The sequence below is a fragment of the Helicobacter rappini genome (genome assembly GCF_900198625.1).
In the GTDB taxonomy this organism is placed as follows: domain Bacteria; phylum Campylobacterota; class Campylobacteria; order Campylobacterales; family Helicobacteraceae; genus Helicobacter_A; species Helicobacter_A rappini.
In genome coordinates, this window is the sequence record NZ_FZPK01000030.1 from 21,070 (window position 1) to 45,846 (window position 24,777).

Here is a 24,777-nt window from a genome sequence, read left to right on the forward strand (position 1 = left end):
TCTGCAAGATTATCCAATATATTCTTATCACGCAAGGACTTGTTTATGCTTCAATATAAATATCTCTAAACAAAAATAACTTGTCTTTACTTTGAGTTAAAATGCTTATTTTATATATGTTTTAATTTTTTAGGTCTATATCATCAAAAGATCGACCTACAAGCCTTTAAATCTTTATGTTTTTATAAGTCAGATTCAACTTTATTTATATTCCACCAAATCATCAAGCGAGATTCTATATCTTGGTTGCTGTTCCTTGCTGCGATAGCCAAAGCACACAATAAGGCTTACTTGCTCTTTGAATGGATCAAGCCCATAGAGTTTTTCTACCGCCCTTTTCCCATAGCCCTCAATATAGCAAGTATCAATCCCTAGAAAACTCGCATAGGCTACCATATAAGTCGCCATAATATAAGCCTATTTGCTACTCCAATGATAAAGCGACTCGCCAGAATCTAGTCCCCGCTCTTTCAAATACCCACCTAAACGCTCACAAAATGCCTGATACGCACCCAAATCCATTTTGCGTCTAAAGGTATTTTGCTTCGTATATTCACTCGGTGGGACTAAGTCGTTTTGCAAACTTTTAAATATTACAACTTCACTTGCTGTTGTGATTTGAGGCTGATTCCAGCATAATGGACGCAAAGCCGCTTTTGCCTCATCGCTACGCAACACAAGTAGCCTTGTAGGCTCTAGCCCAAAGGAGCTTGGCGATAATCTGCCCACTTCTAAAATCTCATCAAACACTTCTTTTGGAATCTTTTTATTCTCATCAAAAAGTTTGCACGAATGGCGGAAATATATAGATTCTAGATCCTACAATTCCATTACAAAAGCTTTTCTGGCATAATCTTTGCCAATGTTTTATAGAATCTAAGCCATACGCTTGTATTTGGTGAAACAGAGAATTTTTGCACACCATTTTCATCTTTTAGCTCCCAATGGCATTTTTGCGTATTTGTATCACATACGATTTTATAGGAATCTTGCATTTGAGATTCTGTAATCTTGTGTAATTGCTCGGCTAACTCTTTATTTTTAAAAAATACAATGCTTTCAGTATTTAGCATAGCTGATCTATAATCAAGGTTAAAGCTACCCACAGCAATGGTATGAGAATCTATAATCATGTATTTTGAGTGAAGGCTTACTTTACCTTTTGATGAATGATAGAATTTTACCTTATCCTTTAGCCTTGCTTTTTTAGATTCTAAGTTTGGATACTCATAGACTTGCACGCCCATCAAAGCAAGTTTATCGCGATAATTTTCCCAATGTGAATATACTGGTATGACATCAACAGAGGCAAGTGAGTTTGTAAGAATCTTAATGGTAATCCCCCTATTTTGTATAAAATCACGCCATATATCCATAGCTGCAACGCCCGGAACAAGATATGATGAAGAGATGACAATAGATTCTTTTGCATGGCTAAGATTATAAGATAGGGTTTCAAGGATAGGTGTTGTAAAGGGACCATTGCCTTTATCAATCTTTTCTGGTGAATCCGCTAGGAATGTACCCTCACCCCAAGTCATGTTAAATTCTTTATTTTTATATTTTGCCTTAAACACTTCCATATCGCTTAGGTATTCTTCCCAATCAGCTTTACCTACATTATATTGTTTGGCTTGTTCTTCTGGGCTTTTTGCTTTTTTGCGATATTTTTCTAACTTTCTCTTGCTTGGGAAGAGATTTACAGGGATACTTCTTTTGTAATTCCAAAATTCTTCAAAGTTTAGTTTCGCATCCTTTGCGATATTGCCGATAAATAATAAGTCTGTATCAGTAAAATTCACACTTGCATTTTCAAAATATTCATCAGCAATGTTTCTACCACCCATGATTAACGCGGTATCATCAAAGATAAAAAGCTTATTATGCATGCGTTTATTAATGCGACTGAAGTTAAATATCGCCTCAAATGCATGCATGGGACCAAAGCGAAAAAAGTATGGATTAAAGATTCTCACTTCAATATTTTCATGATTATCAAGCATCATTAAGTCATAAAAGTCTGATGAGATTCCATTATCATCAATTAAGATTCTAATCTTTACACCGCGATTTGCCGCCTCATAAAGCTCTCTTGCAAGTAGCCTTGAAGTGAGTTCATTTTTATAGATATAGGTTTGAATGTCAATGGTTTTTGTAGCCATCTGCACGAAACCTAATCTATGTAAAAGCGCACTTGAGCCATCAGCAATGATTAATGCGCCATCTTTTTTTTGCTCTAACTCTTCTTTGTATGGCTCTGCAATAGGGCTTTTAAAGCTATTATAATGGGGGGTATAATGTGTTTTGACACTATGATTCATAGAAGTTAGCGGCGAACACGCACTAAAGATAAGTAGGACCAAGATACACAACAAAAGCGCACCAAGCAGTGATAAACTCACGCTTAGCATTGTGGTAAAGTCTGGCATTGTTTTTCCCATATACTTATATCGTTTCCATAAAGTCTTGCAAGATCGCTACTATAACCCCAGCACTCTCAATCCATACTTCTTCATTGATAGAATGTGGTGCATTAATTGAAGGACCAATGCTTAAGGCAATGATATCAGATAGCCCCAAATCTTTAAATCTTTTAAGTAAGATTCCACACTCAAGCCCTGCGTGTAACTCTACTATTTTTGGCGTTATATTGAATGGCTTTGTGTGTTTTTGCATACTCATACACATTGCTTTTAGAATCTCTTTTAGACTGCATGAATCTTTCATCTCTTCTGTTTCACATAAAGCTTTATTTATGCTACTAGATGCTATGCTTTTATCTTGCTTTTCCCATGGGGCATAATATTCACTCATTTTTATTTGCAGACTCTCTTTTTTTTGCTTTGGCTGCTCTTTTTCTAGAATCTTTTTTAGTTGAGTTAAGTTATCTTGCAATAAATCATTTGTATTAGCACGACCCATGAAAGCAAGAGATAGATTCCCATTTGCAAATGAGATGTGTGAGAGACTACGAGAGTTTTGCACCGCATTTTCTATACTATCAAGCACACCTATATTTAAACTTAAAAGTAGATTGTATAGAATCTTAAACTCTATGCCATTTGGCGTTTGCAAAAAGACTTCATTTGTTTTATCAAGCATTTCATTATGCTCTTCTTTTAGCTCTTCAAATACAAAAAATTCATTTGATTCTATACTTAGTTTTTGCTTACTTGCGATGATAAGCTTTGAGTGCATAGGGATTGAGTTGCGTTTCTCTCCACCTTTCCAGTTAATCACATATAAGGAATCCTTTTCACTCTCATTTAAAGCTGTATTTAAAAAATATGTGCTTTGCAGGATTGCATTTTGATAGTTTGGCAAAGGATTATTAATATCTAATCCACTATGACCACCGGCAAAATTCCTTGAAGATAGGACATAATAATGATAATTTAGCGGAATCTCTTGTGTGATAAACTCACTTTGATAATTTAGGTCAAAGCCGCCCGCACAGCTTATAGTAATCTCACCTAAGACTTCAGAATCAAGATTAAGCAATATCTTAGATTGAATAGGAATCTCTAGCCCTTTTGCCCCTATCATGCCTACCTCTTCATCATTTGTGAAAAGAAACTCTGCGTGAATACCCTGCTGCATGAAATACATCATAATCGCCATACCCATGCCATTATCAGCACCAAGACTAGAATCTTGAGCTTTTAGCCAAGTTTGCTCGATATTATTACATATTCTCTTTGTCTGCAAAAGCTTTAACGCTAGATTTTGTGCTGCAAGTCCAACACACACCATATCATAATGACATTGAAAACATACTTTAGATTTTGTGTTTTCTTTATATGCAAGTATATTGCCAACAGAATCTTTTTTTATTGCGTAGTCATTTGATTTGGCAAAAGATTCTAAAAATGCTGCCATCTCGTTTGTATTAAAGCTACCATGCGGAATTGTCGTTAATTGATAAAAAATATTTAGTATTGCCTGTGTGAAAGAGCTTATCGCAGACATTATGCTATCCTTAAAATCAGTATTCATTCATAATAAGATTACATTATAACCTTGAAAATTATATTTTTGATAAATCTTTTTGTTTAATAAAAGCCCTTTAAATTTTGATAGAATCTTGCCTTTACTTTGTTTATAAGGAGCATACATGAAAATATTAGTCATTCAAGGACCAAATCTAAACATGTTAGGACACAGAGACCCAAGACTATATGGGACTATGACACTAGAACAAATCCATAATAATATGAGTGCGTTTGCTGCGACACAAAAGGGTGCAAATGGTGAATCTTTGGAACTTGAGTTTTTTCAAAGCAATTTTGAAGGAGAGATAATTGATAAATTGCAAGAATGCGTTGGTGGTGAATATGATGGCGTGATTATGAATCCGGGCGGTTTAACGCACACTTCTATTTGCGTAGCCGATGCAATCGTAGCGTCTGGTGTGCCTGTGATTGAAGCACATTTAAGCAATATCCATGCAAGAGAGCCTGAACGCAGAGTAAGCGTAACTGGTGCGGTGAGTGTGGGCATTATCTCTGGCTTTGGACCACTAAGCTATCATCTAGCACTCATTGCTATTATGAATGTGATAAATGAACTCAATATGCTAAAACAAAGTCAGCAACAAGCACAACAGCAATCTTAGTGTATTAAAAACATTAGCACTAGAGTAAATAAAGCTATTTTTTGTCAAAACCTAAGATAGCTTTATATCGCCTTAAATAGCATACAGCTTATATTTGTCGCATAAAGCCCTTAATTGCTATATACTTAAAAGCTTAAAGGGCTTTGAATATTATCTCTTCAGTGCATATTAAAATCTTATATCTTTATATTCTCTTTCAATTTAAGTTCATTACACATAAAAGATAGAAAAATATGATAACAAATACAGAATCTATTTATTTTTATCTAAATTTGTAAGGTATGTAAGGATTGTTTGTGCGTGTCCTTTTGCTTTGACATTATAAAAAGATTCTATAATTTTTCCTTTTTGTATGATAAAGGTGCTGCGATAGATCCCCTGCACTTCTTTACCATACATTATCTTCTTACCATAGGCATGATATTTCATCGCTACACTTTTATCACTATCGCTTAAAAGCACGACATTTAAATCCTTGCTTTGTATAAACTTTTTATGTGTTGCGGGTTTATCAGGGCTAATGCCTATTACAATAGCATTATGCTTTTCAAAAGATTCTTGCAAAGCACTAAACTCTTGTGCCTCTGTGGTGCAGCCACTCGTATTATCCTTTGGATAAAAATATAAAATGATTGTATAATCTAGCAAATCCTCTAAAGCAATCACCACATTATCTTCATTTGGTAAGCTAAATAATGGGGCTGTATCTCCTGCTTTTAACTGCATTTTTTCACTCATCTTTTTTCCCTTATATATAGAATCTATTTATTACCTTGCAATGCTCTTCTACCAAGATTCCCATATCTATGGAATGCAATGCTTGCGGCACGCTCTGTATGATAGTATAAAAGCTCAAAATATCCATTTGCATAGGGCTTATGATATGCGATTAACTTTCCTTTCGCCCTGCCCTGCCCTATTAGCTCTTTATATACAAGATTCTTTGTATTGGGTGCAGCAAGATAGCGGATAAGCTCATACTCCCCTGCACTCTCAATAAACTGCTCCAAGCTTTGATACTCAATAGTGATATTTTTTAGCTGCAATGTTTTTATATGTTCTAGCACAAAACCTAAAGATTCACTCATTTCTGTGGCTTTAAGGCTAATGGTAAGCTTTGCATTAATCATTTGCGTGCTAGCAATAATGCTTAAAATATCACTTAGAGAATCTTCCTTTCTAACACGATAGATGACTGATTTTACCGGCACATAGTAAAAGAGATTGTCTTCTCCCCTTATATGCACGAAATCCCTTTTTTGTAAAAACTCATTTTCATGGAAATACGCATAGCTTTTTGCAGTTTGTAAAAACGCCTTTAACTCATTTTTTATGCCCTCATCTTGCGTAATATTAATAAGATATTGCATACTATCAATAAAGCTATGCCCCATATGTAAATTTGTGTTTAAATCTGTGTTTTCTTGTGTGCTATTGGGGATAATATCTACAAATTGTGCCACATAGTTATAACTTCCAGCCTTTCTGCCAAAGCCAACTGCTGACTTTTTAATCCCACCAAATGGCTGTCGCAGGACAATCGCCCCTGTCGTAGATTTATTAATATAAAGATTCCCTGCTTCAATGTGCTTTAGATAATAATCCCATTCCCTTTCATCAAGAGATTCAAAACCGCTTGTTAAACCATATCCAGTAGAGTTTGCAATATCTATGGCATGCTCTAAATTTTTCGCACATATAACTGATAAAATCGGTGTGAAAAATTCGCTCTTATGTGAGTAGCTACCCTCTTTTACGCCATATTTAATACATGGTCGCATAGCATAAGGATTCTCATCTTCAAAACTTGGGGCTAATACCCACTCTTCACCTTGCTCTAACTCTAAGCCCTGCTTTACTTTCTCATCAATAGTGCTGCTTAGATACCCTAACTTATTCTTAAAGTCAAATGGATTCCCAACATGAAGGCTATTTGCCGCATCAATCAATGTGCGTTTAAACTGCTCATCTTTATACACTTCCTCTTCAAGTATGAGTAAAGAAGTAGCACTGCATTTCTGCCCAGAGTTAGAAAAAGCTGAATGGATAATGTTTTTTACTGCTTGGTCTCTATCTGCCATTTTGCTTACAATAGTCGCATTTTTGCCGCCTGTTTCAGCACTTAAAAATAGTGTTGGATTCTCTTTTAAAATCTCATAAGCCGTATCTTCCCCACCTGTTAAAATCGCAAAGTCTGCTTCTTTTAATAGAATCTCATTTACATCCTTGCCACTTGCAGGTAAGAATACAAGATAATCTTTCGGTAGTCCCGCATCATAAAAACACTGCGTTAATATACTGCCTGTAACAGCAGAAATATTAGATGGCTTATAAATCACTCTATTCCCACTAGCAAGACTAGCGGCAATGCCACCAACAGAAATAGCAACGGGGAAATTCCACGGCGTAATCACCACGCCAACACCCTTTGGCTTTAGCATAAAATCTTTATGTGTTTCTAGCAATTTATACATGCTATGCGGATAGAATCTAAGAAAATCTATCGCCTCACTTACCTCAGCGTCTGTTTCTGCAAAGGTTTTACCCACTTCAAGGGCTGCTATACCGATTAAATCATTACGCCTTTGTGCTACAATCTCTGCGGTTTTTAGCAAAATCTCGCCAAGCTTTTCATAACTTAGTATATTTTGTGCTTGTTTTACATACGCCATAGCCGCTTTTAAACTATCTTTATTTGCTAAATACACATTAGCAATGACTTTATCGCCGCCTTTTTGCTTAATCTCTCTTTTATTATCTTTTGGAGTTTTATCGCCAATTATTGGTGTAACCTCAATAGATTCTGTATTTAGCCACTTTGTCTTAATCGCCTCCGCCCATTCTCTATTTGGTTTCAATATAAAGTCAGTATCAGGCTCGTTAAAGAAAGAAGCAAGATTTGCTTTTTGTGTAAATGGGGCTTTAAGTCTATTTTGCTGCCTATAGCTTGTCTCTTGCACGCTTTTTATACCCTCGATTGATTGTAAAAAGATTTGTTCCTGCTGTTTCCATGCAATAGAATCAATCTCTAAATCAAAGGCATAACGCATAAAGTTATCTTTACCTGTATTTTCATCAAGTCGCCTTACAAGATATGCAATAGCATTATTAAAATGTGCGTCATCGCATACCGGGGCGTATAAAATAAGCTTATTTCTTGAAGCTACTTCAAAACTTGCTTTTAAGTTCATACCCTCAAGCATTTCAAAAGTAAAGCTATCTTGCGCCCCTGCCCTATTTATCCTTGTCATCGCATAAGCGATTTGAAAGATATTATGCGATGCGATACCTATATCAATGTATTTAAAATTGAAATCTTGCAGGATATAATCAAGCATTTTATTATAGTTAGAATCTGTATCAACCTTTTGTCTAAATGTCGGTAGTTCCCAACCTTTCACACTTGCAATAGTCTCTTCAGCCTCCATATTCGCACCTTTTACAATGCGAATCTTAATCGGGGGCTTACCACTCTCTACCCTCGCTTTAGAAAAGGCTACTAAAGTTTTTAGATATTCATAAGAATCTGGCAAATACGCTTGTAATACAATCCCAGCTTTAATATCAAACTTCGCAAGAGATTCCATAAAGGCTGCCACCATGAGTTCCAAGTCCTTAAACTCTTCCATATCAAGATTAATAAACTTTGAAATCCCTGCCTTTTGCTTTTCTTCTGCAATGCCATAGAGTTTATCAAGCCTTGCTACTATCTCACGCTTTGAGTATTCAAAATCTAGGATATTGATTTGAGAAAAAATAGTTGTAATTTTGATAGAGATATAATTAATGTAGTTTGAGTTTAGTGCATCTTCATACTTTTGCAAACGATAGTTTGACTCTAGATTCCCAAGCACCTCTTCACCGATTAGATTCACATTTAAGCCAATGTTTTCACTAGCCCTTTTATCTGCATGTTTTTTCAGGGCAATGGGCGAGGCATCTAGCACCATAGCTTTTGTGTCTTTTTTTAGATTCTTTATGAAAAAAGGCACACTCACACATGGCATACTCTTACCCACACCCAAAAATAGCTGCAACAATACCTTTTCAAACGAAGAGAAAAAATCAGCAATCCCATATTTCTGCAAAGTATGCGAGATGAGTTCGTGTGCCATTTCATTATCTTTTGAGCGAAAACTTCTATCAAGCAACTCAATAAGCATGACCTTACTGCTTGGATTTTCAAGCATTTTCATCATCTTTTTACGGAATCTTTTTTCTTTACAACTTAAATCACTATTGATTTTGTGCTGCAATGTCTTTGCTAAGGACAAACTTGCCTCAATTATCTCTTTATTATCAACGGATTGCATAATATCTCCTTTCAAACTAAGCATAAACGCATATTGTAACCCAAAGTTATGCAATAAAGAGTAAAAAATATAAAAATTTATATTTTATTTATAGGGCTTTTTTAGTTTATTTACATAAAGGCGAAATATCCGGAAACTTATGCAACACAATATCACATATTCCGCTATCCTCTCTGTAAATTATAAACAATTGGAATCTCAACATATACATTTTCATCTGGTTTTGGGAAATGCTTACACGCTCTTTTTAAGGTCTTAATCGCGGCTTTATCAAGCAAAGCATGTGGTGAACGCCTTACAATCTCAAAGTGAGAAACCTTTCCATTTATATCGATATAGAATTTTACAAGCACCTCTCCTTCATACCCTCTTTGCAATGCAAGCGGCGGATAGATGTGTCGCTTCTCTACCGCACGATGTATGGCTTGTAGAAACTCATTTTCATTGCCATCAGAGAAACGCATAATCTTGATATTTTCTTGTGCGAATGCTTCATTATTGGGCTTTGCTGTCGTAGTGGCTTTTGTCGCCTCTGTCTCTTGTGCTACTTCTTTTGGAGATTCTGGAATCTTTTCTGCAACCTCTTTTTGTGGCTCTTCCATAGCTTGTAATGGCGTAGGTTCTGGCTTTGGCGGGGCTTGTATCATCTCTTTTTTTGGTTTGTGTATTTGTGGCTTATGCACCTTTTTTGGCTGCTCTACTCTCTCTGCTATGGGGTCTTTGCTTGGAGGGGCAAAGGCTGAAAGCTGAATGGTTATAAACTGGTCGCCATCTTCTTTTTCTTTAAATACATTCACATTGCTATATATGCTATAACTAAAGATTCCCACCGCACCTATAAATGCGAATGCAACACCATAAAAGCTTGGATTCTTAATTACGCTGCGTATCGATTCTAAATTTATCATGATTATGCCCCTTTTTTGTGAGCTGGTCTATCACAAACACTAATCGCTCAAGACTAGAATTCTTATCACCTTTAAAATGCACCATAGAATCATTTGGTATCGTGCTTATAAAAGATTCAAAGTCATCTATATTTATTTCCTTATCATCTACATATATATTATTGTCCGCATTAACTACAATTATAATGGGTTTTTCATCATCTTTTTTCTCTTGTTCTGTGCTGCTTGCATTGGGAACTTCTACCTTTATTTTCCCCTGTGAGACAAAGGTAGAGATTGATAATACAAGTGCGAGTAGGACAAGCATAATGTCGATAAAAGGAACAATATTTAATCCATCTCCGCGTTTAATCTTCATGTAATGCCCCTAGTCTATGTGTTTCTTATTTAGAATCTTGAAGCGATTTACCTTTGTGTCTGCCACACGCAAAAACGCATTATAAATCATTAAAGTAGGAATGGCGACTACAAGCCCAAGTGCTGTTGCTTTCAATGCCATAGATAGCCCAAGTGTTATGCTTTTTACATCAATGTTACCACTACCACCCATATCATAGAATACAATCATAATGCCTACCACCGTGCCTAAAAGCCCAACATAAGGCGCATTAGAATACACGATATATAAAAGTGTGAGATTCTTACTCACATCTTCTTCTAACTCTTTTACATCGGTGTATTTCTCAAACTGCAAACGAGTAAAAAACATAAATCTTTCGATACTAAAATATACAACAAGCAATGCCATAAAACCCAAAATACTAAATACAAGCGGATCAAGATAGATTTTCAAAAACTCCATAATACCTTGCAAAATAAACTCCATATTCAATTTTATATGATTTGCAATAATAGCATAATAAGATTAATTTTTACTTTTAGTAATGTTAAAATATGAATTTTTGATAAGCTTTGTTATTTTCATAAGAATATTGTGAAACAAATAGTGGTTAAAAATCTACAAGTGAGATATTTCACCGCAAAAATAACAAACTATAAGGTATGTTACTATTTTGTTTATACTTATAGTGTAAATACTTATTTTTACATTTCATAAAGGAATATTCATGAGATTAACCCCAAGAGAGTTAGATAAGATGATGTTGCATTATGCTGGGACTTTGGCAAAGAGTCGCAAAGATAAAGGCATAAAGCTAAATTATGTAGAATCTATTGCCTATATTTCTATGGAGATTATGGAGCACGCAAGAGAGGGCAAAAAAAGTGTCGCTGAACTCATGCAGTTAGGCAGGACGCTTTTAAAAGCAGATGATGTGATGGAAGGTGTAGCAAATATGATACATGATGTGCAAGTTGAGGTGAGTTTCCCTGATGGCACAAAACTTGTTACAATTCATAATCCTATTGAAGATAGCGGCAAACTAAAACCGGGTGAATTTATCCTAAAAGATGAAGAGATTGTGTTGAATGCAAATAAAGATTCTATCAGCATTAAGGTTACAAATAAGGGCGATAGACCGATACAAGTAGGCTCACATTTTCACTTTTTTGAGACAAATAAGCTTTTGGTATTTGATAGAGAGATGGCTTATGGCAAAAGGCTTGATATTGCGTCTGGGACTTCTGTGAGATTTGAGCCCGGTGAGACTAAGAGTGTGAATCTCATTAGCTTTGGTGGGAATGAGAGGCTATATGGATTTAATGACTTAGTCAATGGGCAAATAAGCGAAGCCAATAAGCAACAAGCCTTAGATAATGCGAGAAATAAGGGTTTTGTAGATTGAGTTAGGGTGATTATTCTTTTAAATAAGAATAGGGTTTTGTTGTATTAAGTGAAGTAGCAAGACTTTATTTTGTTATTGAATATGTATTTTGTTGTTTTGCATTAAGGATAAAAACTCTTCTTATAGAAAGAGATGTTTCAGCACTAAAGTGCTTCAACATGACAAACCAATACAACATTTATGTTGAGTGTGAAACACAAAATATCTGTATTTTACAAAAGAGTTTTGACACAAGCGTGTTAATATGACAAACAAAGCCAAAAGATTCAGTAAAATTTAAGCTTAAGGGCTTTGAATAATAAATTATAAGAAAGGAAAAACATGATAAAAATAAATAGACAAGAATATGTCTCTATGTATGGACCAACAACGGGTGATAAGATAAGACTAGGCGATACAGAATTATTCGCAGAGATTGAAAAAGATTATGCGATATATGGAGAAGAGATTAAGTTTGGCGGTGGCAAGACTATAAGAGATGGTATGGCGCAATCCGTAAGCGATAGTGAAAATGAGCTAGATTCTGTAATCACAAATGCAGTTATTATAGATTACACTGGAATCTATAAAGCAGATATAGGCATAAAAAATGGAAAGATTTTTGGCATTGGAAAAGCGGGGAATAAAGACACACAAGATGGTGTATGTGATAAACTTATTGTTGGCACAAATACAGAAGTTATCGCTGGTGAGGGACTAATCGTTACTGCTGGTGGCATTGATACGCATATCCACTACATTTCGCCTACACAGATTCCAACGGCTTTATATAGCGGCGTTACCACTATGATTGGTGGGGGGACTGGTCCTGCGGCTGGGACTAGTGCGACGACTTGCACACCGGGGAGTTGGCACATGCGTGAGATGATTAGGGCGACACAGCATTATGCTATGAATTTTGGCTTTTTTGGTAAGGGTAATAGCTCGAATGAAAATGCTTTGAGTAAGCAGATAGAATCTGGGGCTTTGGGCTTAAAGGTGCATGAAGATTGGGGTTCAACACCCGCAGCAATTAATCATGCTTTAAATATTGCAGATAAATATGATGTCCAAATCGCTATCCATACTGATACACTCAATGAGGCTGGTTGCATGGAAGACACTTTGCAAGCAATTAATGGTAGGACGATACACACTTTTCATACAGAAGGTGCTGGTGGCGGACATGCCCCTGATATTATCAAAGCAGCAGGGGAACTCCATGTATTACCCGCTTCAACAAATCCTACGATTCCCTTTACGACAAATACTGCTGATGAGCATTTAGACATGCTTATGGTTTGCCATCATTTAGATAAAAATATTAAAGAAGATGTGGCTTTCGCAGATTCTAGAATCCGCCCTGAGACAATCGCTGCGGAAGATACCCTACATGACATGGGAATCTTTTCTATCACAAGCTCTGACTCACAAGCTATGGGTAGAGTTGGCGAAGTCATCATTAGGACTTGGCAAACAGCTGATAAGTGTAAAAGAGAGTTTGGTGCATTAAAAGAAGAAAAAGGCGATAATGATAACTTTAGAATCAAACGCTATATCGCAAAATATACCATAAATCCAGCCATAGCTCATGGCATAGCAGATTATGTTGGCTCTGTCGAGATAGGTAAAATCGCTGATTTAGTGATTTGGAAACCAAGTATGTTTGGTGTGAAACCTGAAATGATTCTTAAAAATGGCATGATTGTCGCAGCAAAAATAGGTGATAGCAACGCTTCAATCCCAACACCACAACCAATAGTCTATGCTGATATGTTTGGCAGTGTGGGAAGTGCAAAGTATGATTGTGGTTTTACTTTTGTATCAAAAGTAGCTTTTGATTCTAATATCAAAGAAAAATATGGGATAGAAAGAAATATTTTGCCTGTAAAAAATTGTAGAAATATCACAAAAAAAGATATGAAATATAATGATGTGGTAGAAAAAATAGAAGTAGATTCTGAAACCTATGAAGTAAAGGTAAATGGAGTAAAAATCACTTCAAAACCCGTTAGTAAAGTGTCCTTAGGGCAGCTTTACACTCTCTTTTAGTAAAAGGTGTGTAAATGCTAGAAATTGTATTGCTTTATGTAGCCATTGTGCTTATTAATAATGGAATCTGTAGGCTTAGCAATATCGATAGCAAGAGTGCTTCTATTATGAATATCTTTGTAGGCTTACTCTCTGTTATTATTAATGTTATAGCCATTATACATGGTGATTTTAATAATGATAAAAGTGATTTTTATGCAGCAGCGACCGGCTTATTATTTGGCTTTACTTATTTATTTGTCGCTGCTAATAATCTTTTTAATCTTGATACAAGAGCGTTTGGCTGGTATAGCCTATTTGTTGCGATAAACTCCATTCCAGCGGCATATTTGAGTTATAAAGATGATGTCGTGCATATCTCATTTACTGCCATTTGGCTTGCATGGGGAGTCTTATGGCTCACTGGCTTTATTGAGTGTGTTTTAAAGATTGAGTTAAAGTTTGTGCCTTATCTTGCTATTTTTGAGGGCATTGTTACAGCGTGGATACCTGCTTGGCTATTTTTCATGGGTATTTGGAGTATGTAGTGATTATTACAGAGATTTTAGGGAATCTAAGAGATATTAAAGAGACTGATATACACATAGATTCTATAAATATTGAGTGGTTTAACACAAGAAAAAGAATCGCAAGATATACTTCACAAAGTGGAATTGATATTGCCTTAAAGTTTGAGAAGCCCCTAACTATCGGGCTAAATCATGGCGATATTGTATTTAGAGATGAAAGAAGCATAATCGCAATATCCATTCTGCCAACGCATATCCTAAATATATACGCAAAAACAGAGCTAGATATAGCAAGGCTTTGCTATGAGATAGGTAACTATCATTTGCCTTTATTCCTTGGAGAGAATGCGTTTCATTTTCGCACACCTTTTGAGTTACCATTGCAAAGAGTGCTTGATAGATATAACATATTCTACAAGGAAGAAGAGGGTATATTAGATTCTAAAGATAGACTACAAGCAAGTCTTATAATCCCAGAGCCAAGTCTTAAAATTGCAAATGATTTTAAAGTGATAGTGAATAGTAAATAGGCTATTGTTTAGAATCTTTTAAGCAAAATTAAGCATAAGATTTTATAAAAGATTCTAAACAGAATCTAATAAGGTAGAAGGATATTAAAACATGGATTTTTTACTTTTACAGATTAATGACTCGGCATTTCCTATCGGTAGTTATACGCAGTCTTTTGGGCTAGAAACCTATGTGCAAAAAGGCTTAATCACCAATAAAGATGAAGCCTATAATTATTTACACACTCTGCTTTACACACAAATGCTTTATACAGATTTACTCGCTATAAGACTAATCTATGAAAGCAAAACTTTAGAATCTATTCTTAATATAGAATCTTTAATGAATGCCTCAATCCCAGCAAGAGAGACAAGGGAAGGTATGCAAAAAATTGGCTTAATTTTCATTAAAACTTTAGAATCTATGAAGCTAGATTTACCCCCGTTTTTTAAAGCATATATAAAAGGTTCCATATATCCTACACATCAAAGTGCCTATGCGGTATTTTGTAAAGCAATGGCTATTAGTTGCAAAAAGTCAATACAGCATTACGCCTACGCACAAATCTCAAATACCCTTACAAATTGCGTGAAGCTTATCCCCTTATCTCAATATGATGGACAGGCGATACTTGCAAGATTACACACAGATTTTAACACTATTTATGAAAAGATTCTAGAATTAAGTGAAGATGAGTTTTGCAATGCTTTCGTGCATAATGATATGCAGGGCATGCTGCATGAGAGTTTGCACTCAAGACTTTATATGTCGTAATTTATAAAAAGGATAAATATGGTAAAGATTGGAATCTGTGGTCCGGTAGGCAGTGGTAAAACCGCGTTAATCGAGAGTCTTACAAGGCTTATGAGTAAGGATTATTCACTTGCGGTTATAACAAATGATATTTACACAAAAGAAGACGCAAACTTCATGTGTAAAAACTCTGTCCTGCCAGAAGAAAGAATAATCGGCGTAGAGACAGGCGGTTGTCCCCATACTGCAATTAGAGAAGATGCGTCTATGAATCTTTGTGCAGTAGATGAGATGGAATCTAGATTTAAGGATTTAGAGATTCTATTTATTGAGAGTGGCGGGGATAATCTATCGGCTACTTTTAGCCCAGAACTTGCTGATTTTACTATCTTTGTGATTGATGTATCAGGTGGGGATAAAATACCAAGAAAGGGTGGTCCGGGCATTACAAGGTCTGATTTACTCATTATAAATAAGATTGATTTAGCAGAATATGTTGGGGCAGATCTTAGTGTAATGGATAGAGATTCTAAAAAAATGCGAGGGGATAAGCCCTTTATCTTTACAAATATTAAAGCTAAAGTTGGATTAGATGAGGTGATAAAGTGGATTAAAAAATACGCACTTTTAGAGGATTTAGCGTGAGTAGCTACGCACAGACAAGCAAACTTTACTGCCATGTAAAAAAGGGGGCAAGTGGAAAAACAATTATAGAATCTATGTTTTTCACACCGCCCTTAAAGATTATCGCCCCATTCTATGAAAATGATATAGCAAATATCATGCTTTTAAATGTATCCGCAGGGCTTATGGCAGGAGACATGCAAACTATAAATTTTGACATTGACACACAAGCAAGAGTGAAAATCACCTCACAAAGCTATGAGAAAATCCACAACACGCAAGATAGCCTTGCTATGCGTAATACGACGCTAAATCTTGCCAATGATGCTTTGCTCGTATATACGCCACTTCCTTGCATTCCCTTTGCAAACTCAAGTTTTAAAAACACGACGACAATACATTTACAAGAAGATTCCAAGCTATATTATGGCGAGATTTTTTGTGCGGGACGCATAGCAAGAGATGAAATATTTGCTTTCAAGCACTTTCATCAAAGGCTTTTTATCTATCAAAATAACGCATTGATATTTTATGATAATATGAACCTAAAACCAGATTCTATAAATCTTAGAAGTATTTGTGCTTTTCATACTTTTACGCATTACTTGCATTTTGTAATCTATGATAAGAATGCAAATATAGAGAAACTACAAAGCATTATAGAAGATTCTAAAACTTACACTGCCCTAAGCTTACATAACGATATGATTATCATAAAAGCCCTTGCAAATGAGAGTGAAGATTTGCTAGAGCTGCAAAAGAAACTTTATGAATGAATGCCTAAACCTATTCCCAAGTTGCACACATATTGCCAATATTTTCACCCTTTCAATTATATTCAAGTAACAACTTAAAACATAAGCTTTTTGTGTGATTTTTGTATGGTGTTTGTATATTACATTTTCACTTTATAAATACTAAAAACCTAAAATATAAAAAACATATAATTAAATATTAAAACTATCTATAAACATAATCAACAAACACATAAAAATATTCGAAAATACGCTTAAAATGCAAAAAAATAATTAACAAATGGGTGCTCACTTTAAAAGTTAGTGTTTTTCATAATGATTGCATTGCTACTTAATACCTTGTCCAGTCTTAGGCTTTATTATTGTTTGGTGTTAGATTATTGGTGTTTGATGTTTTTATTCTTAATATTTAATATTAGTGTATAATACACTATCGTCTATCTCTCATCATTTATTGTTTCCTACTATACCGCAAAAATCATAATCTAAATTTGAAAAGTTTAATTTGTTGCTAACATCTAGTAAACCTCATTGCCAACCTGTATTAAATTGTTATGAGTTGGTATTATTGTTTTTTTTTAAATTGCTATCACATCGTTAGTTCTATTAAACACATTGTCACTAGTCAACTTGTCTATGCGGAGGGGGATACATAATAGCTTCGATCTTGTATCATTATAAAATATATTTTTCTTGCAAATAATTTCAAATACCCAAGATCTCATTATCTCACATCAATAACCCTACTCATCGTGTTGATAATATCATATCCGTCCCATATCAGTGAAAAATCACTACTTTTGCCAATAGGCACAATTCTATCAATCCCCAAAATCCCAAGCGTAGCAATCTCTTCAAGTATCATTTGAGAATCTACACCAAAATAAGTCAAAGTTTGAAATCGCTTAGAAACAATACGCAAAACTTCTTTTATGTAATCTCCGCTAGATTCTATAAAACTCCCGCACGCACAAGTATAGTTTTCCACTCTTTCATCTAGCAATGGCACATAGATTCTACTGATAAGATTGTCGTGTGTAGGCTCTATTTTTACATTATCTATATTTAGGGCGACATCACATTGTGTTATAAGTTTATCCACCGCTGAAATACTCTCAAGTTTATATCTATCTTTTATATTAAGCCACACATAATGCCAGAATCTATTCCTTGCTTCATTAGCATAATCCTTATTAAGCCAAAAGATAAGTCTAGGGGAAGAGCAAGCATTTTGGTCATACAAATATGTATCATTATAAAAATGCCCTGTAAGTGTTTGTAACTCACTCTCATTAAGCTTAAGCAATGCTTTAGAATCTATCACACTTATAGAATATCTATCTGCAAAACATAACTCTACGCAACGAGGTGCTATGGGGCTTTGCCGTATGTTGTTTATCGTTGTATCCCCGCCCCAAATCACTCTTACATCGGCTAAAGATGATAGTTTATCTGTTATTTCTTTTGAATGTGAATATTGTATGATTTTTATATATTGTGTCATCTCATATTGACTTCTTAGATTCTCTAAAAGTCTGCATAAAATCTCTGTTTGTTTGAAAAATTTGCTAGATACCCGTATCACACTTGCATTACCAGAGAGTAGCCCAGCTACTAAAGAATATGCAAAGTTTATAGGCACATTTGATGGTGCTATATGAAAGCTTAATCCCCTACCCACTCTATTACGCAAAGAATCTTTATAATCTTTTTTAAGTTTTTCTATATTTGCCTTGCGGATAAAAAAGCCAAACGAGATGATATCAGCATAATTTTTTGCTTCACTATCACTCATTATAAGAAGTGAGAGTTTGTGTAAAAATTCGCACACTCTCTTATCAAAAATTGTTAATACAGGAAGCTTTTTTAGCTCATCTAATTGCTTATAAAATTCCGCCTCATCTAAGATGGGAAACAAGCATTGCAAAGAAGTGTTAGAATCTAGGCTATTTTTGCTCATAGGTGTCGCTACATCCTCTAATTTCAGCATTTTGTATTCTCCCATTGATTGAAAAATATTTACCCTTTCTGCCGCAAGGGCAGTCATCTTCACCAAGTATTACTCCCACATCTTCGCTTAAAATAATATGCCCCGGATATGAATGCGGCAAAAGAGATACAAGCTCTAAAATCCCCTCTTCGCCCATATCTGCTATGCTAAAATCTCTAGCTCTTCTTACAATAATATCTGCAAAAATAGGCGTGTGTAAAACTCCGCACTCACATTCCATATAAATAGAGCCGGTTTGCTCTACCATACCATAATAGTTGTGTATCTTTCTCACACCGCACACACTTTCTAGCTCACTTTTAAAACGCTCTTTTGACACTGCTTGAGAAATAAGCTTTTTCCAACCACCGCCGTGAATAAGAATAGAATCTTTTAAATCTAAAAAGAGATTTAACCTTTTTAGCTCATTATAAAAATGCTGCCACACAATAAATGTAAAGCCAAATAATAGAATCTTTTTGCCCTTATGTTTCTCTATAAAATCCCTTATCAAAGCAACATTAAGATTCATATCCTTATCAAGTGCATAGATTTTTTCCCTAGCAAACATAGAAAATCCAAGCACCCCAGCACCCCTAGCAGAAAACATAGCTCTATTTTGCAACAAGTGAGAGCTATCAATAATAATCATAGGCATTCGGTTATTGCCTATAAAGCTTTGCATAATCTTTGATAGCGCTTTTGTTTGATTAAGTGAAGTTTGCTTGTCTAAAAATATTTGTGATACGCTCTGCCCACTTGTGCCAGAAGAAGTCATTGTTTTTATGATTTCACTTTTCTCTATACTTTTTAATGTGTAATACTTGAATAGTCGCACGGGCAAAAACGGTGCATTATAATAAGAATCTAGATTCTGCGTTGTCTTTTTGGCACTTTCAAGGGAGTTTGCTTCTTGCGCTTTGGAGTTTGTAGATTCTAGCACCTTATCATTTTGCACCCCTACGCCCCGCACCCACCTATTTGGATTAGAATCTAGACTTATACCCCCAACACCAAGTGCGTCTAATATTCTTTTATACTCATTGCAATGTTTGTAGTGAAACTTGCAAAGCTCTCTTATATTTTGTGTTAATAAACTCTCTTTCTCTTCTTTGCAAAGGCTATAAGGATCTAGCTTAAAAATGCTTTCATAATCAATAACACTATTTTCCATCGCCACACTCTTTTTTCACAATGTCATCTAGCACAGAGTAGAGTATCTTGCCAGAACTACTTCTTGGCAAAGATTCTATGTATTTAACCTTTAGTGCTGTGGGGGCTATTTTTAGCCTATCACAAAGTAGCTTTTTAACTTCTTTGTGCTTGTCTTGCGTGATAAAAATATACAGCATATCATCTACTCCGCTAGATTTTGCCTCTAGCCCTTGAAACTCACTCTCTATAATAGAATCTATATCATCAAGGTTTATCCTTCTGCCAAACATTTTTATAAAGCGATTCTTTCTCCCCACTATGTAGTAGTAGCCTTCACTATCTCTTTGTGCTATATCGCCTGTGTGTAGCACACCACCAAACTCATCTTTTTTAGCTAAACTGAAACGATTTTCACTATAACCTAAAGCTACATTTTTCCCCTTATAGATAAGCTCTCCTTGCGTATAGTCTTGCTCTATACGATTGCCTTTAGAATCTAGCAAATAAAACTCGCCATTAGGGATAGCTACACCTATGCTACCACATTTTTCTATTGACTTTTCACTTGGAAGATAGCTCATTCTAGCAGTAGCTTCTGTTTGTCCATACATTACAATAAATGCTTTATTGCTAGATTTAGCAAATGCAGCAAATTCTTTATGCAACTCAATTGAGAGCTTCCCACCTGCTTGTGTCATAGTTTTTAGATAAGGTAAAGACATATTAAAAAACTTTAGCTTTTTTAGCATTTCGTAAGTGTATGGCACACCAGAGATTGAGCTAGCCCTTTGTGTTGCGATAAATTCCCAAAGCTGCTTTTGCATAAGTGATTTATCGCTTAATAGAACCATCGCCCCGCTATACAAATGCGTATTAATCACTGATAAGCCAAATGTATAATGCAAAGGCAGGATTAAAATCGCCCTTTGTGTTTTGTCTATATGCAAATATTGAATAATAGATTCTGTATTGCTTTGTAAGTTTTCATAGCTTTGTCGCACCATTTTAGAGCTACCTGTAGAACCCGATGTGCTAAGTAGTAGGGCTAATTCACTATATAAGCCTACATTTTGTGGAATCTGCCCTAAAGATTGTAAAAGTGTAGGGGATTGCAAAAGTGTGTAGGAATATTGTCCTAACACTTCTTTAAAACCACTGCGTATAAACCTATCCTTTAGCCTATCAGGTAGCCACAAAAACTCTGGGCTATAATCAAGCAAAAGCTTATCTAGCGTATTAGAATCTAAATTGCAATCTACCATTAAAGGCACAATATGAGATTCAATCATACAAGCATAGCCGACTAAAGCTCCCATAGAGTTTTCACACAGATTCACGCATAATGCTTTGCTAGATTCTATCCTATCTAGCACATTGCTTAAGCTCAAAGCAAACTCTGCTAACTCATTATAAGTAACAGCATTGCCCACATCATCAAGCACAGCGACCCTATCGCCAAATCTTGCAAAGTCAAAAAACATTTTAGGACTTACTTAAGATTGATACCATATTTTTTAAGAATCTCTATGCCTTTTTCAAATGAGCTAAAATCAATAATATCATCAGTTTCTAGCTCAATATTAAAAGCCTCTTCAAGTGCCGCCATAAGAGCCATATGTCCTACGCTATCCCACGCTGGAATAGCTTGATATGATAGCCCTTCTACTTCATCTTCACCTATATTTAAACTTTCCATAAAGCACGATTTGTATGTTTGCATTTAAGCCTCCTTAATTAATTAAAATGAGATTGTATTGTTTGTGCTATTTGTGTAGCACAAAGTCCGTATTTTTCTAGCTGATAAGAATAATCAGCGGTATGCCCATAAGAATCTGGCAAACCAATGATTATTTGCCTAGTATCACAGCCTATTCTTGCTTTAAATTCTGCTATTGCACCTCCTAGCCCACCTATTATGCTATGCTCTTCTATTGTTGCTATAAGTTTATGCGACTTGCACGCATTAAGCACAGCCTCTTCATCTAGTGGTTTAATCGTATGTAAATCAATGACAGAGCAGCTTATGCTATTTTGCTCTAATATTTCTGCTGCCTTAAGAGAAGTATGCACCATACTACCTGTGGCAATAAGAGCAACATCATCTCCACTTTTTAGCGTAATTGCCTTACCTATCTCAAAATCAAAGTCTTCTTCATACACAATTGGCACATTAAGGGTATTTGTAAGTCGTATATATGTAGGCGATTGTCTTAAAGCTGCTGCATAAAGACATTTTTTTATCATACCACAATCACTAGGGCAGATAATAGTCATATTTGGAATGCTTCTAAGCAACGCTATATCTTCCCACCCATAGTGAGAGTGTCCAAGCTCACCCATACCCACACCACAACCAAGCCCAACAAGCTTTACATTAAGATTCATATAGCCTAGATTCATACGGATAAAGTCAAAACATCTTCCTGTTATAAATGGTGCAAATGAAGAGGCAAAAGGGATTAATCCCTCTTTTGCTAATCCTGCAGATACAGAAATAAGACTTTGTTCAGCTATACCTGTATTAATAAAGCGATGTGGCATACTCTCACGCATTCTACCCAAGCCTGATGAGCCTCCTAAATCCGCTGATAAAGCAAACACATTATCATTCTTAGCAATAAGCTCCATTAAAAGCATTCCATAGGCTGCCCTTGTGCCGATTTTACTTAGCATTTTTGCTTCTTTGCTTGTAAATGCACTCATTTTTGCACCTCCAATTCTTGCAAGGCGAGTTCAAAAAATTGTTTTGTAAGTCTATTATGATGCCATTCTGGCTTATTCTCCATAAATGAAATGCCATTGCCTTTGATAGATTCTGAAATAATAATGCGTGGCATATTTTGTGGATTCTTCTTTGCTAAAGCCTTATCAATTTGCTCTATGTTATGTCCGTTTATCTGCTCCACATAAAAGCCAAAACTCTCCCATTTTTTAGCTATATCCCCCATATCTAGCACAGAATGCGAGAAACCATCACTTTGACAACTATTCTTATCTAAAATAATGGTTAAATTATCTAGCTTATTATGTGCTGCAAACATCGCTACTTCCCACACACTCCCCTCATTACTCTCGCCATCGCCAATAAGTGTATAGATATGAAAGTCTTGCTGCTTTATCTTTGCTGCTTTTGCTATGCCAACAGCTAAACCCACACCCTGCCCCAAACTCCCCGTTGAAGCCTCTATGCCAAAATTCATATTCATTACAGGATGCACGCAAAAAGCACTATCATTACTCATAAAGCTATCCATTTCACTCTGCTTTACTATGCCACATTCCACAAGCACAGCATAGAGCGCTACCGCACAATGCCCCTTGCTTAATATGAATCTATCTCTTAATTCCCAAGTTGGATTTTTAAAATCATATTTCAAATGTTTCAAATAAAGCACACTAAGAACATCAATAATAGACATCGCCCCGCCTAAATGCACACTCTTTTGACAATCATAAGCAATTTGCAAAATGCGTTTTTTGCTGTTTAAGATTCTACTTTTTAAATCTTCTTTCATCACGCCTTACCTCCATCTACTCGTATTACTTCCCCATTGACAAAACTACTTTTGCTTGAGAGTAAAAATACAATCACTTCTGCTATTTCATTTGGTGTAGCCATTCTTTTTAGAGCGATATTTTGGATTGTTTTTTCTTTGAGTGAATCACTCATTAGCATAGGCATATTTGTATCTGTAATGCTTGGTGCTAGGGCATTTACCCTTATATGAAATGGGGCTAATTCACTTGCTAATTTTTTAGTTGCACCAATGAGACTAGCTTTGCTTGAGACATATTCAAGAGAACCCGGGATTCCATCAAGAGCGGCAACAGAGCTAAGATTCACAATAGAGCCATTTTTGTGTCGTATCATATTTTTCAAAAGTCGTTGTGTTAAAAGTAAGGGGGAGAAAAAATTCACCTGAAACACCTCTTTTATCTCTTCTATCTTTGTCATAGAAAAAAGTCTTGCCTCCCCCACAATACCCACATTATTGACAATACCATCAAGTGCTACCTTAAGCTTTAATATCTCATTAGCTGCATTTATAACTTCTACTTCATTAGCAAAATCAGCATAAAACAGAGTAAGATTCACGCTATATTTTCTAGCTAGATTCTCTAATTCTTTTTGAGAGTTAGAATCTTGTGTTCTATTCATAGCAATAATATTTGCACCATTTTTAGCACACAGCTCTAGTGTCGCTTTGCCTATGCCTTTGTTGCAGCCGGTTATGACTATATTCTTATCTTTTAACATTACTTAAACAACTTTTTTTTTTTTTGAATCAATCACTTATATAATCCCCTTTACTAAAAATCTCCTTTGCTTTATATGGCGTGAATATAGTCCTATCTTCAGGCAGAAACTTCTCTCTAAATTTAAAATTATGCGCACTTATGCAAATAGGGCTAAACTCACCAAAATATTTAATAGAAAATCCATAATCTAGAATCTCCTTTAAACTCTGCTCTTTCACATTGCCAATAGATATATTGATATACGGACATACAAGCACTTCACCAAGAGGTGTGATATATGTCCTATTCACAGTCCAGCAACCACTAATTTTAGTTTTTGTCTTATCATACATATCCCAAGTATTAAACACCACATCATAATTCTTGCGTATTCCATCAAGTATTTTAAAATCTTCTGCGGTCATTCTATCCTCCTTTAAAGAGCCAAAAGGCATAGCCATAATGAGATAAGAGGTATAACCCTTAGCCTTTGCATAATCAAGTAAGGCAAATAAATCCGGATCCTTTGCATTGTAATGCCCAAAAATAACATTAGGGAAAGCCGCCATACCAGCTTCATTCGCATAATCAAGCGCATTTAAAGCCCTTTGGTGAGCGTCTTTGATACTT

The 24,777-nt window shown here is 35.5% G+C and carries 23 protein-coding genes and 1 pseudogene; 8 read left to right on the top strand and 16 right to left on the bottom strand.

All coding sequences use genetic code 11. The annotated features are described in order from the left end of the window. Nucleotides 1–201: 201 nt before the first annotated feature. The 3 genes and pseudogenes from C6H17_RS13430 to C6H17_RS06635 form a co-directional block, all read right to left on the bottom strand. A pseudogene (locus tag C6H17_RS13430) lies at nt 202–807 on the bottom strand (NAD(P)H-dependent oxidoreductase). A gap of 23 nt (nt 808–830) precedes the next feature. Continuing rightward, a complete protein-coding gene (locus C6H17_RS06630; RefSeq protein WP_020995646.1) occupies nt 831–2,429 on the bottom strand; it encodes a phospholipase D family protein in 1,599 nt (532 codons plus the stop codon). A 16-nt stretch (nt 2,430–2,445) separates the two neighbouring features. Continuing rightward, nucleotides 2,446–3,969 (bottom strand): hypothetical protein, encoded by a 1,524-nt coding sequence (locus C6H17_RS06635; protein ID WP_005219139.1) that lies wholly within the window; start codon nt 3,967–3,969, stop codon nt 2,446–2,448. A gap of 145 nt (nt 3,970–4,114) precedes the next feature. Here C6H17_RS06635 and aroQ point away from each other — a divergent pair, with 145 nt between their 5' ends. Beyond that, on the top strand, nt 4,115–4,615 hold the full coding sequence (aroQ, locus tag C6H17_RS06640; RefSeq protein WP_004088046.1) for a type II 3-dehydroquinate dehydratase: 501 nt from the start codon (nt 4,115–4,117) through the stop codon (nt 4,613–4,615). A gap of 252 nt (nt 4,616–4,867) precedes the next feature. On the opposite strand, the gene C6H17_RS06645 is transcribed toward aroQ, so the two are convergent. The 5 genes from C6H17_RS06645 to exbB form a co-directional block, all read right to left on the bottom strand. After that, on the bottom strand, nt 4,868–5,341 hold the full coding sequence (locus tag C6H17_RS06645; protein ID WP_005219137.1) for a peroxiredoxin: 474 nt from the start codon (nt 5,339–5,341) through the stop codon (nt 4,868–4,870). Between the two features lie 35 nt (nt 5,342–5,376). Next, nucleotides 5,377–8,904, bottom strand: a complete 3,528-nt coding sequence (locus tag C6H17_RS06650; RefSeq protein WP_233714104.1) for a bifunctional proline dehydrogenase/L-glutamate gamma-semialdehyde dehydrogenase — start codon at nt 8,902–8,904, stop codon at nt 5,377–5,379. Between the two features lie 188 nt (nt 8,905–9,092). Beyond that, nucleotides 9,093–9,836 (bottom strand): energy transducer TonB, encoded by a 744-nt coding sequence (locus tag C6H17_RS06655; RefSeq protein WP_004088049.1) that lies wholly within the window; start codon nt 9,834–9,836, stop codon nt 9,093–9,095. Beyond that, nucleotides 9,802–10,194 carry a TonB system transport protein ExbD gene (gene exbD / locus C6H17_RS06660; RefSeq protein ID WP_005219135.1) on the bottom strand — a complete coding sequence of 131 codons (393 nt, stop codon included), beginning with the start codon at nt 10,192–10,194 and terminating at the stop codon, nt 9,802–9,804. Before exbD ends, C6H17_RS06655 begins: the two co-directional genes overlap by 35 nt. A gap of 9 nt (nt 10,195–10,203) precedes the next feature. Beyond that, nucleotides 10,204–10,638, bottom strand: coding sequence for a TonB-system energizer ExbB (gene exbB / locus C6H17_RS06665; RefSeq protein WP_005219134.1), 435 nt, complete (start codon nt 10,636–10,638; stop codon nt 10,204–10,206). Between the two features lie 265 nt (nt 10,639–10,903). Between exbB and ureA the strand changes: the two genes are divergently transcribed. From ureA to C6H17_RS06700, 7 genes are all read left to right on the top strand, one after another. Beyond that, nucleotides 10,904–11,581, top strand: coding sequence for an urease subunit alpha (ureA, locus tag C6H17_RS06670; protein WP_005219133.1), 678 nt, complete (start codon nt 10,904–10,906; stop codon nt 11,579–11,581). A gap of 321 nt (nt 11,582–11,902) precedes the next feature. After that, nucleotides 11,903–13,612 (top strand): urease subunit beta, encoded by a 1,710-nt coding sequence (gene ureB / locus C6H17_RS06675; protein ID WP_020995643.1) that lies wholly within the window; start codon nt 11,903–11,905, stop codon nt 13,610–13,612. Between the two features lie 14 nt (nt 13,613–13,626). After that, a complete protein-coding gene (locus tag C6H17_RS06680) occupies nt 13,627–14,139 on the top strand; it encodes an AmiS/UreI family transporter (protein WP_004088058.1) in 513 nt (170 codons plus the stop codon). Then, a complete protein-coding gene (locus C6H17_RS06685; RefSeq protein WP_223808341.1) occupies nt 14,106–14,651 on the top strand; it encodes an urease accessory protein UreE in 546 nt (181 codons plus the stop codon). The genes C6H17_RS06680 and C6H17_RS06685 overlap by 34 nt, the downstream gene beginning before the upstream one ends. 91 nt (nt 14,652–14,742) lie before the next feature. Continuing rightward, the gene (locus tag C6H17_RS06690) at nt 14,743–15,405 is read left to right on the top strand and encodes an urease accessory protein UreF (RefSeq protein WP_005219128.1); all 663 of its coding nucleotides are present in this window, start codon (nt 14,743–14,745) and stop codon (nt 15,403–15,405) included. Nucleotides 15,406–15,423: 18 nt separating this feature from the next. Further along, a complete protein-coding gene (gene ureG / locus C6H17_RS06695; protein ID WP_005219126.1) occupies nt 15,424–16,029 on the top strand; it encodes an urease accessory protein UreG in 606 nt (201 codons plus the stop codon). After that, nucleotides 16,026–16,784, top strand: a complete 759-nt coding sequence (locus tag C6H17_RS06700; protein WP_005219124.1) for an urease accessory protein UreD — start codon at nt 16,026–16,028, stop codon at nt 16,782–16,784. Before ureG ends, C6H17_RS06700 begins: the two co-directional genes overlap by 4 nt. 703 nt (nt 16,785–17,487) lie before the next feature. Here the strand turns inward: C6H17_RS06700 and C6H17_RS06705 are convergent. The 8 genes from C6H17_RS06705 to C6H17_RS06740 form a co-directional block, all read right to left on the bottom strand. Next, nucleotides 17,488–18,753: an acyl-CoA reductase gene (locus tag C6H17_RS06705; protein ID WP_020995642.1), complete on the bottom strand. Its 1,266-nt coding sequence runs from the start codon at nt 18,751–18,753 to the stop codon at nt 17,488–17,490. Continuing rightward, nucleotides 18,710–19,927 carry an acyl-protein synthetase gene (locus tag C6H17_RS06710; protein ID WP_005219119.1) on the bottom strand — a complete coding sequence of 406 codons (1,218 nt, stop codon included), beginning with the start codon at nt 19,925–19,927 and terminating at the stop codon, nt 18,710–18,712. The genes C6H17_RS06705 and C6H17_RS06710 overlap by 44 nt, the downstream gene beginning before the upstream one ends. After that, nucleotides 19,917–21,389 carry an AMP-binding protein gene (locus tag C6H17_RS06715; protein WP_005219117.1) on the bottom strand — a complete coding sequence of 491 codons (1,473 nt, stop codon included), beginning with the start codon at nt 21,387–21,389 and terminating at the stop codon, nt 19,917–19,919. Before C6H17_RS06715 ends, C6H17_RS06710 begins: the two co-directional genes overlap by 11 nt. An 8-nt stretch (nt 21,390–21,397) precedes the next feature. Continuing rightward, a complete protein-coding gene (locus C6H17_RS06720; RefSeq protein ID WP_004088070.1) occupies nt 21,398–21,628 on the bottom strand; it encodes an acyl carrier protein in 231 nt (76 codons plus the stop codon). Nucleotides 21,629–21,642: 14 nt separating this feature from the next. Beyond that, nucleotides 21,643–22,611, bottom strand: coding sequence for a transketolase family protein (locus tag C6H17_RS06725; RefSeq protein ID WP_005219115.1), 969 nt, complete (start codon nt 22,609–22,611; stop codon nt 21,643–21,645). Beyond that, nucleotides 22,608–23,423 carry a transketolase gene (locus C6H17_RS06730; RefSeq protein WP_040462929.1) on the bottom strand — a complete coding sequence of 272 codons (816 nt, stop codon included), beginning with the start codon at nt 23,421–23,423 and terminating at the stop codon, nt 22,608–22,610. The genes C6H17_RS06725 and C6H17_RS06730 overlap by 4 nt, the downstream gene beginning before the upstream one ends. Beyond that, nucleotides 23,423–24,166 (bottom strand): SDR family NAD(P)-dependent oxidoreductase, encoded by a 744-nt coding sequence (locus C6H17_RS06735; RefSeq protein WP_005219114.1) that lies wholly within the window; start codon nt 24,164–24,166, stop codon nt 23,423–23,425. Before C6H17_RS06735 ends, C6H17_RS06730 begins: the two co-directional genes overlap by 1 nt. Before the next feature lie 28 nt (nt 24,167–24,194). Beyond that, nucleotides 24,195–24,777, bottom strand: a 583-nt coding sequence (locus C6H17_RS06740) for an SPASM domain-containing protein (RefSeq protein WP_233714103.1), incomplete at its 5' end; no start/stop codon positions are given.

What these genes read in the sequence shown, in the direction of transcription:
- C6H17_RS06630 (WP_020995646.1), bottom strand. Translation starts at nt 2,429, where the DNA reads ATGCCAGACTTTACCACAATGCTAAGCGTGAGTTTATCACTGCTTGGT.
- C6H17_RS06635 (WP_005219139.1), bottom strand. Translation starts at nt 3,969, where the DNA reads ATGTCTGCGATAAGCTCTTTCACACAGGCAATACTAAATATTTTTTAT.
- aroQ (WP_004088046.1), top strand. Translation starts at nt 4,115, where the DNA reads ATGAAAATATTAGTCATTCAAGGACCAAATCTAAACATGTTAGGACAC.
- C6H17_RS06645 (WP_005219137.1), bottom strand. Translation starts at nt 5,341, where the DNA reads ATGCAGTTAAAAGCAGGAGATACAGCCCCATTATTTAGCTTACCAAAT.
- C6H17_RS06655 (WP_004088049.1), bottom strand. Translation starts at nt 9,836, where the DNA reads ATGATAAATTTAGAATCGATACGCAGCGTAATTAAGAATCCAAGCTTT.
- exbD (WP_005219135.1), bottom strand. Translation starts at nt 10,194, where the DNA reads ATGAAGATTAAACGCGGAGATGGATTAAATATTGTTCCTTTTATCGAC.
- exbB (WP_005219134.1), bottom strand. Translation starts at nt 10,638, where the DNA reads ATGGAGTTTTTGAAAATCTATCTTGATCCGCTTGTATTTAGTATTTTG.
- ureA (WP_005219133.1), top strand. Translation starts at nt 10,904, where the DNA reads ATGAGATTAACCCCAAGAGAGTTAGATAAGATGATGTTGCATTATGCT.
- ureB (WP_020995643.1), top strand. Translation starts at nt 11,903, where the DNA reads ATGATAAAAATAAATAGACAAGAATATGTCTCTATGTATGGACCAACA.
- C6H17_RS06680 (WP_004088058.1), top strand. Translation starts at nt 13,627, where the DNA reads ATGCTAGAAATTGTATTGCTTTATGTAGCCATTGTGCTTATTAATAAT.
- C6H17_RS06690 (WP_005219128.1), top strand. Translation starts at nt 14,743, where the DNA reads ATGGATTTTTTACTTTTACAGATTAATGACTCGGCATTTCCTATCGGT.
- ureG (WP_005219126.1), top strand. Translation starts at nt 15,424, where the DNA reads ATGGTAAAGATTGGAATCTGTGGTCCGGTAGGCAGTGGTAAAACCGCG.
- C6H17_RS06705 (WP_020995642.1), bottom strand. Translation starts at nt 18,753, where the DNA reads ATGCTGAAATTAGAGGATGTAGCGACACCTATGAGCAAAAATAGCCTA.
- C6H17_RS06710 (WP_005219119.1), bottom strand. Translation starts at nt 19,927, where the DNA reads ATGGAAAATAGTGTTATTGATTATGAAAGCATTTTTAAGCTAGATCCT.
- C6H17_RS06715 (WP_005219117.1), bottom strand. Translation starts at nt 21,389, where the DNA reads ATGTTTTTTGACTTTGCAAGATTTGGCGATAGGGTCGCTGTGCTTGAT.
- C6H17_RS06720 (WP_004088070.1), bottom strand. Translation starts at nt 21,628, where the DNA reads ATGCAAACATACAAATCGTGCTTTATGGAAAGTTTAAATATAGGTGAA.
- C6H17_RS06725 (WP_005219115.1), bottom strand. Translation starts at nt 22,611, where the DNA reads ATGAGTGCATTTACAAGCAAAGAAGCAAAAATGCTAAGTAAAATCGGC.
- C6H17_RS06730 (WP_040462929.1), bottom strand. Translation starts at nt 23,423, where the DNA reads ATGAAAGAAGATTTAAAAAGTAGAATCTTAAACAGCAAAAAACGCATT.
- C6H17_RS06735 (WP_005219114.1), bottom strand. Translation starts at nt 24,166, where the DNA reads ATGTTAAAAGATAAGAATATAGTCATAACCGGCTGCAACAAAGGCATA.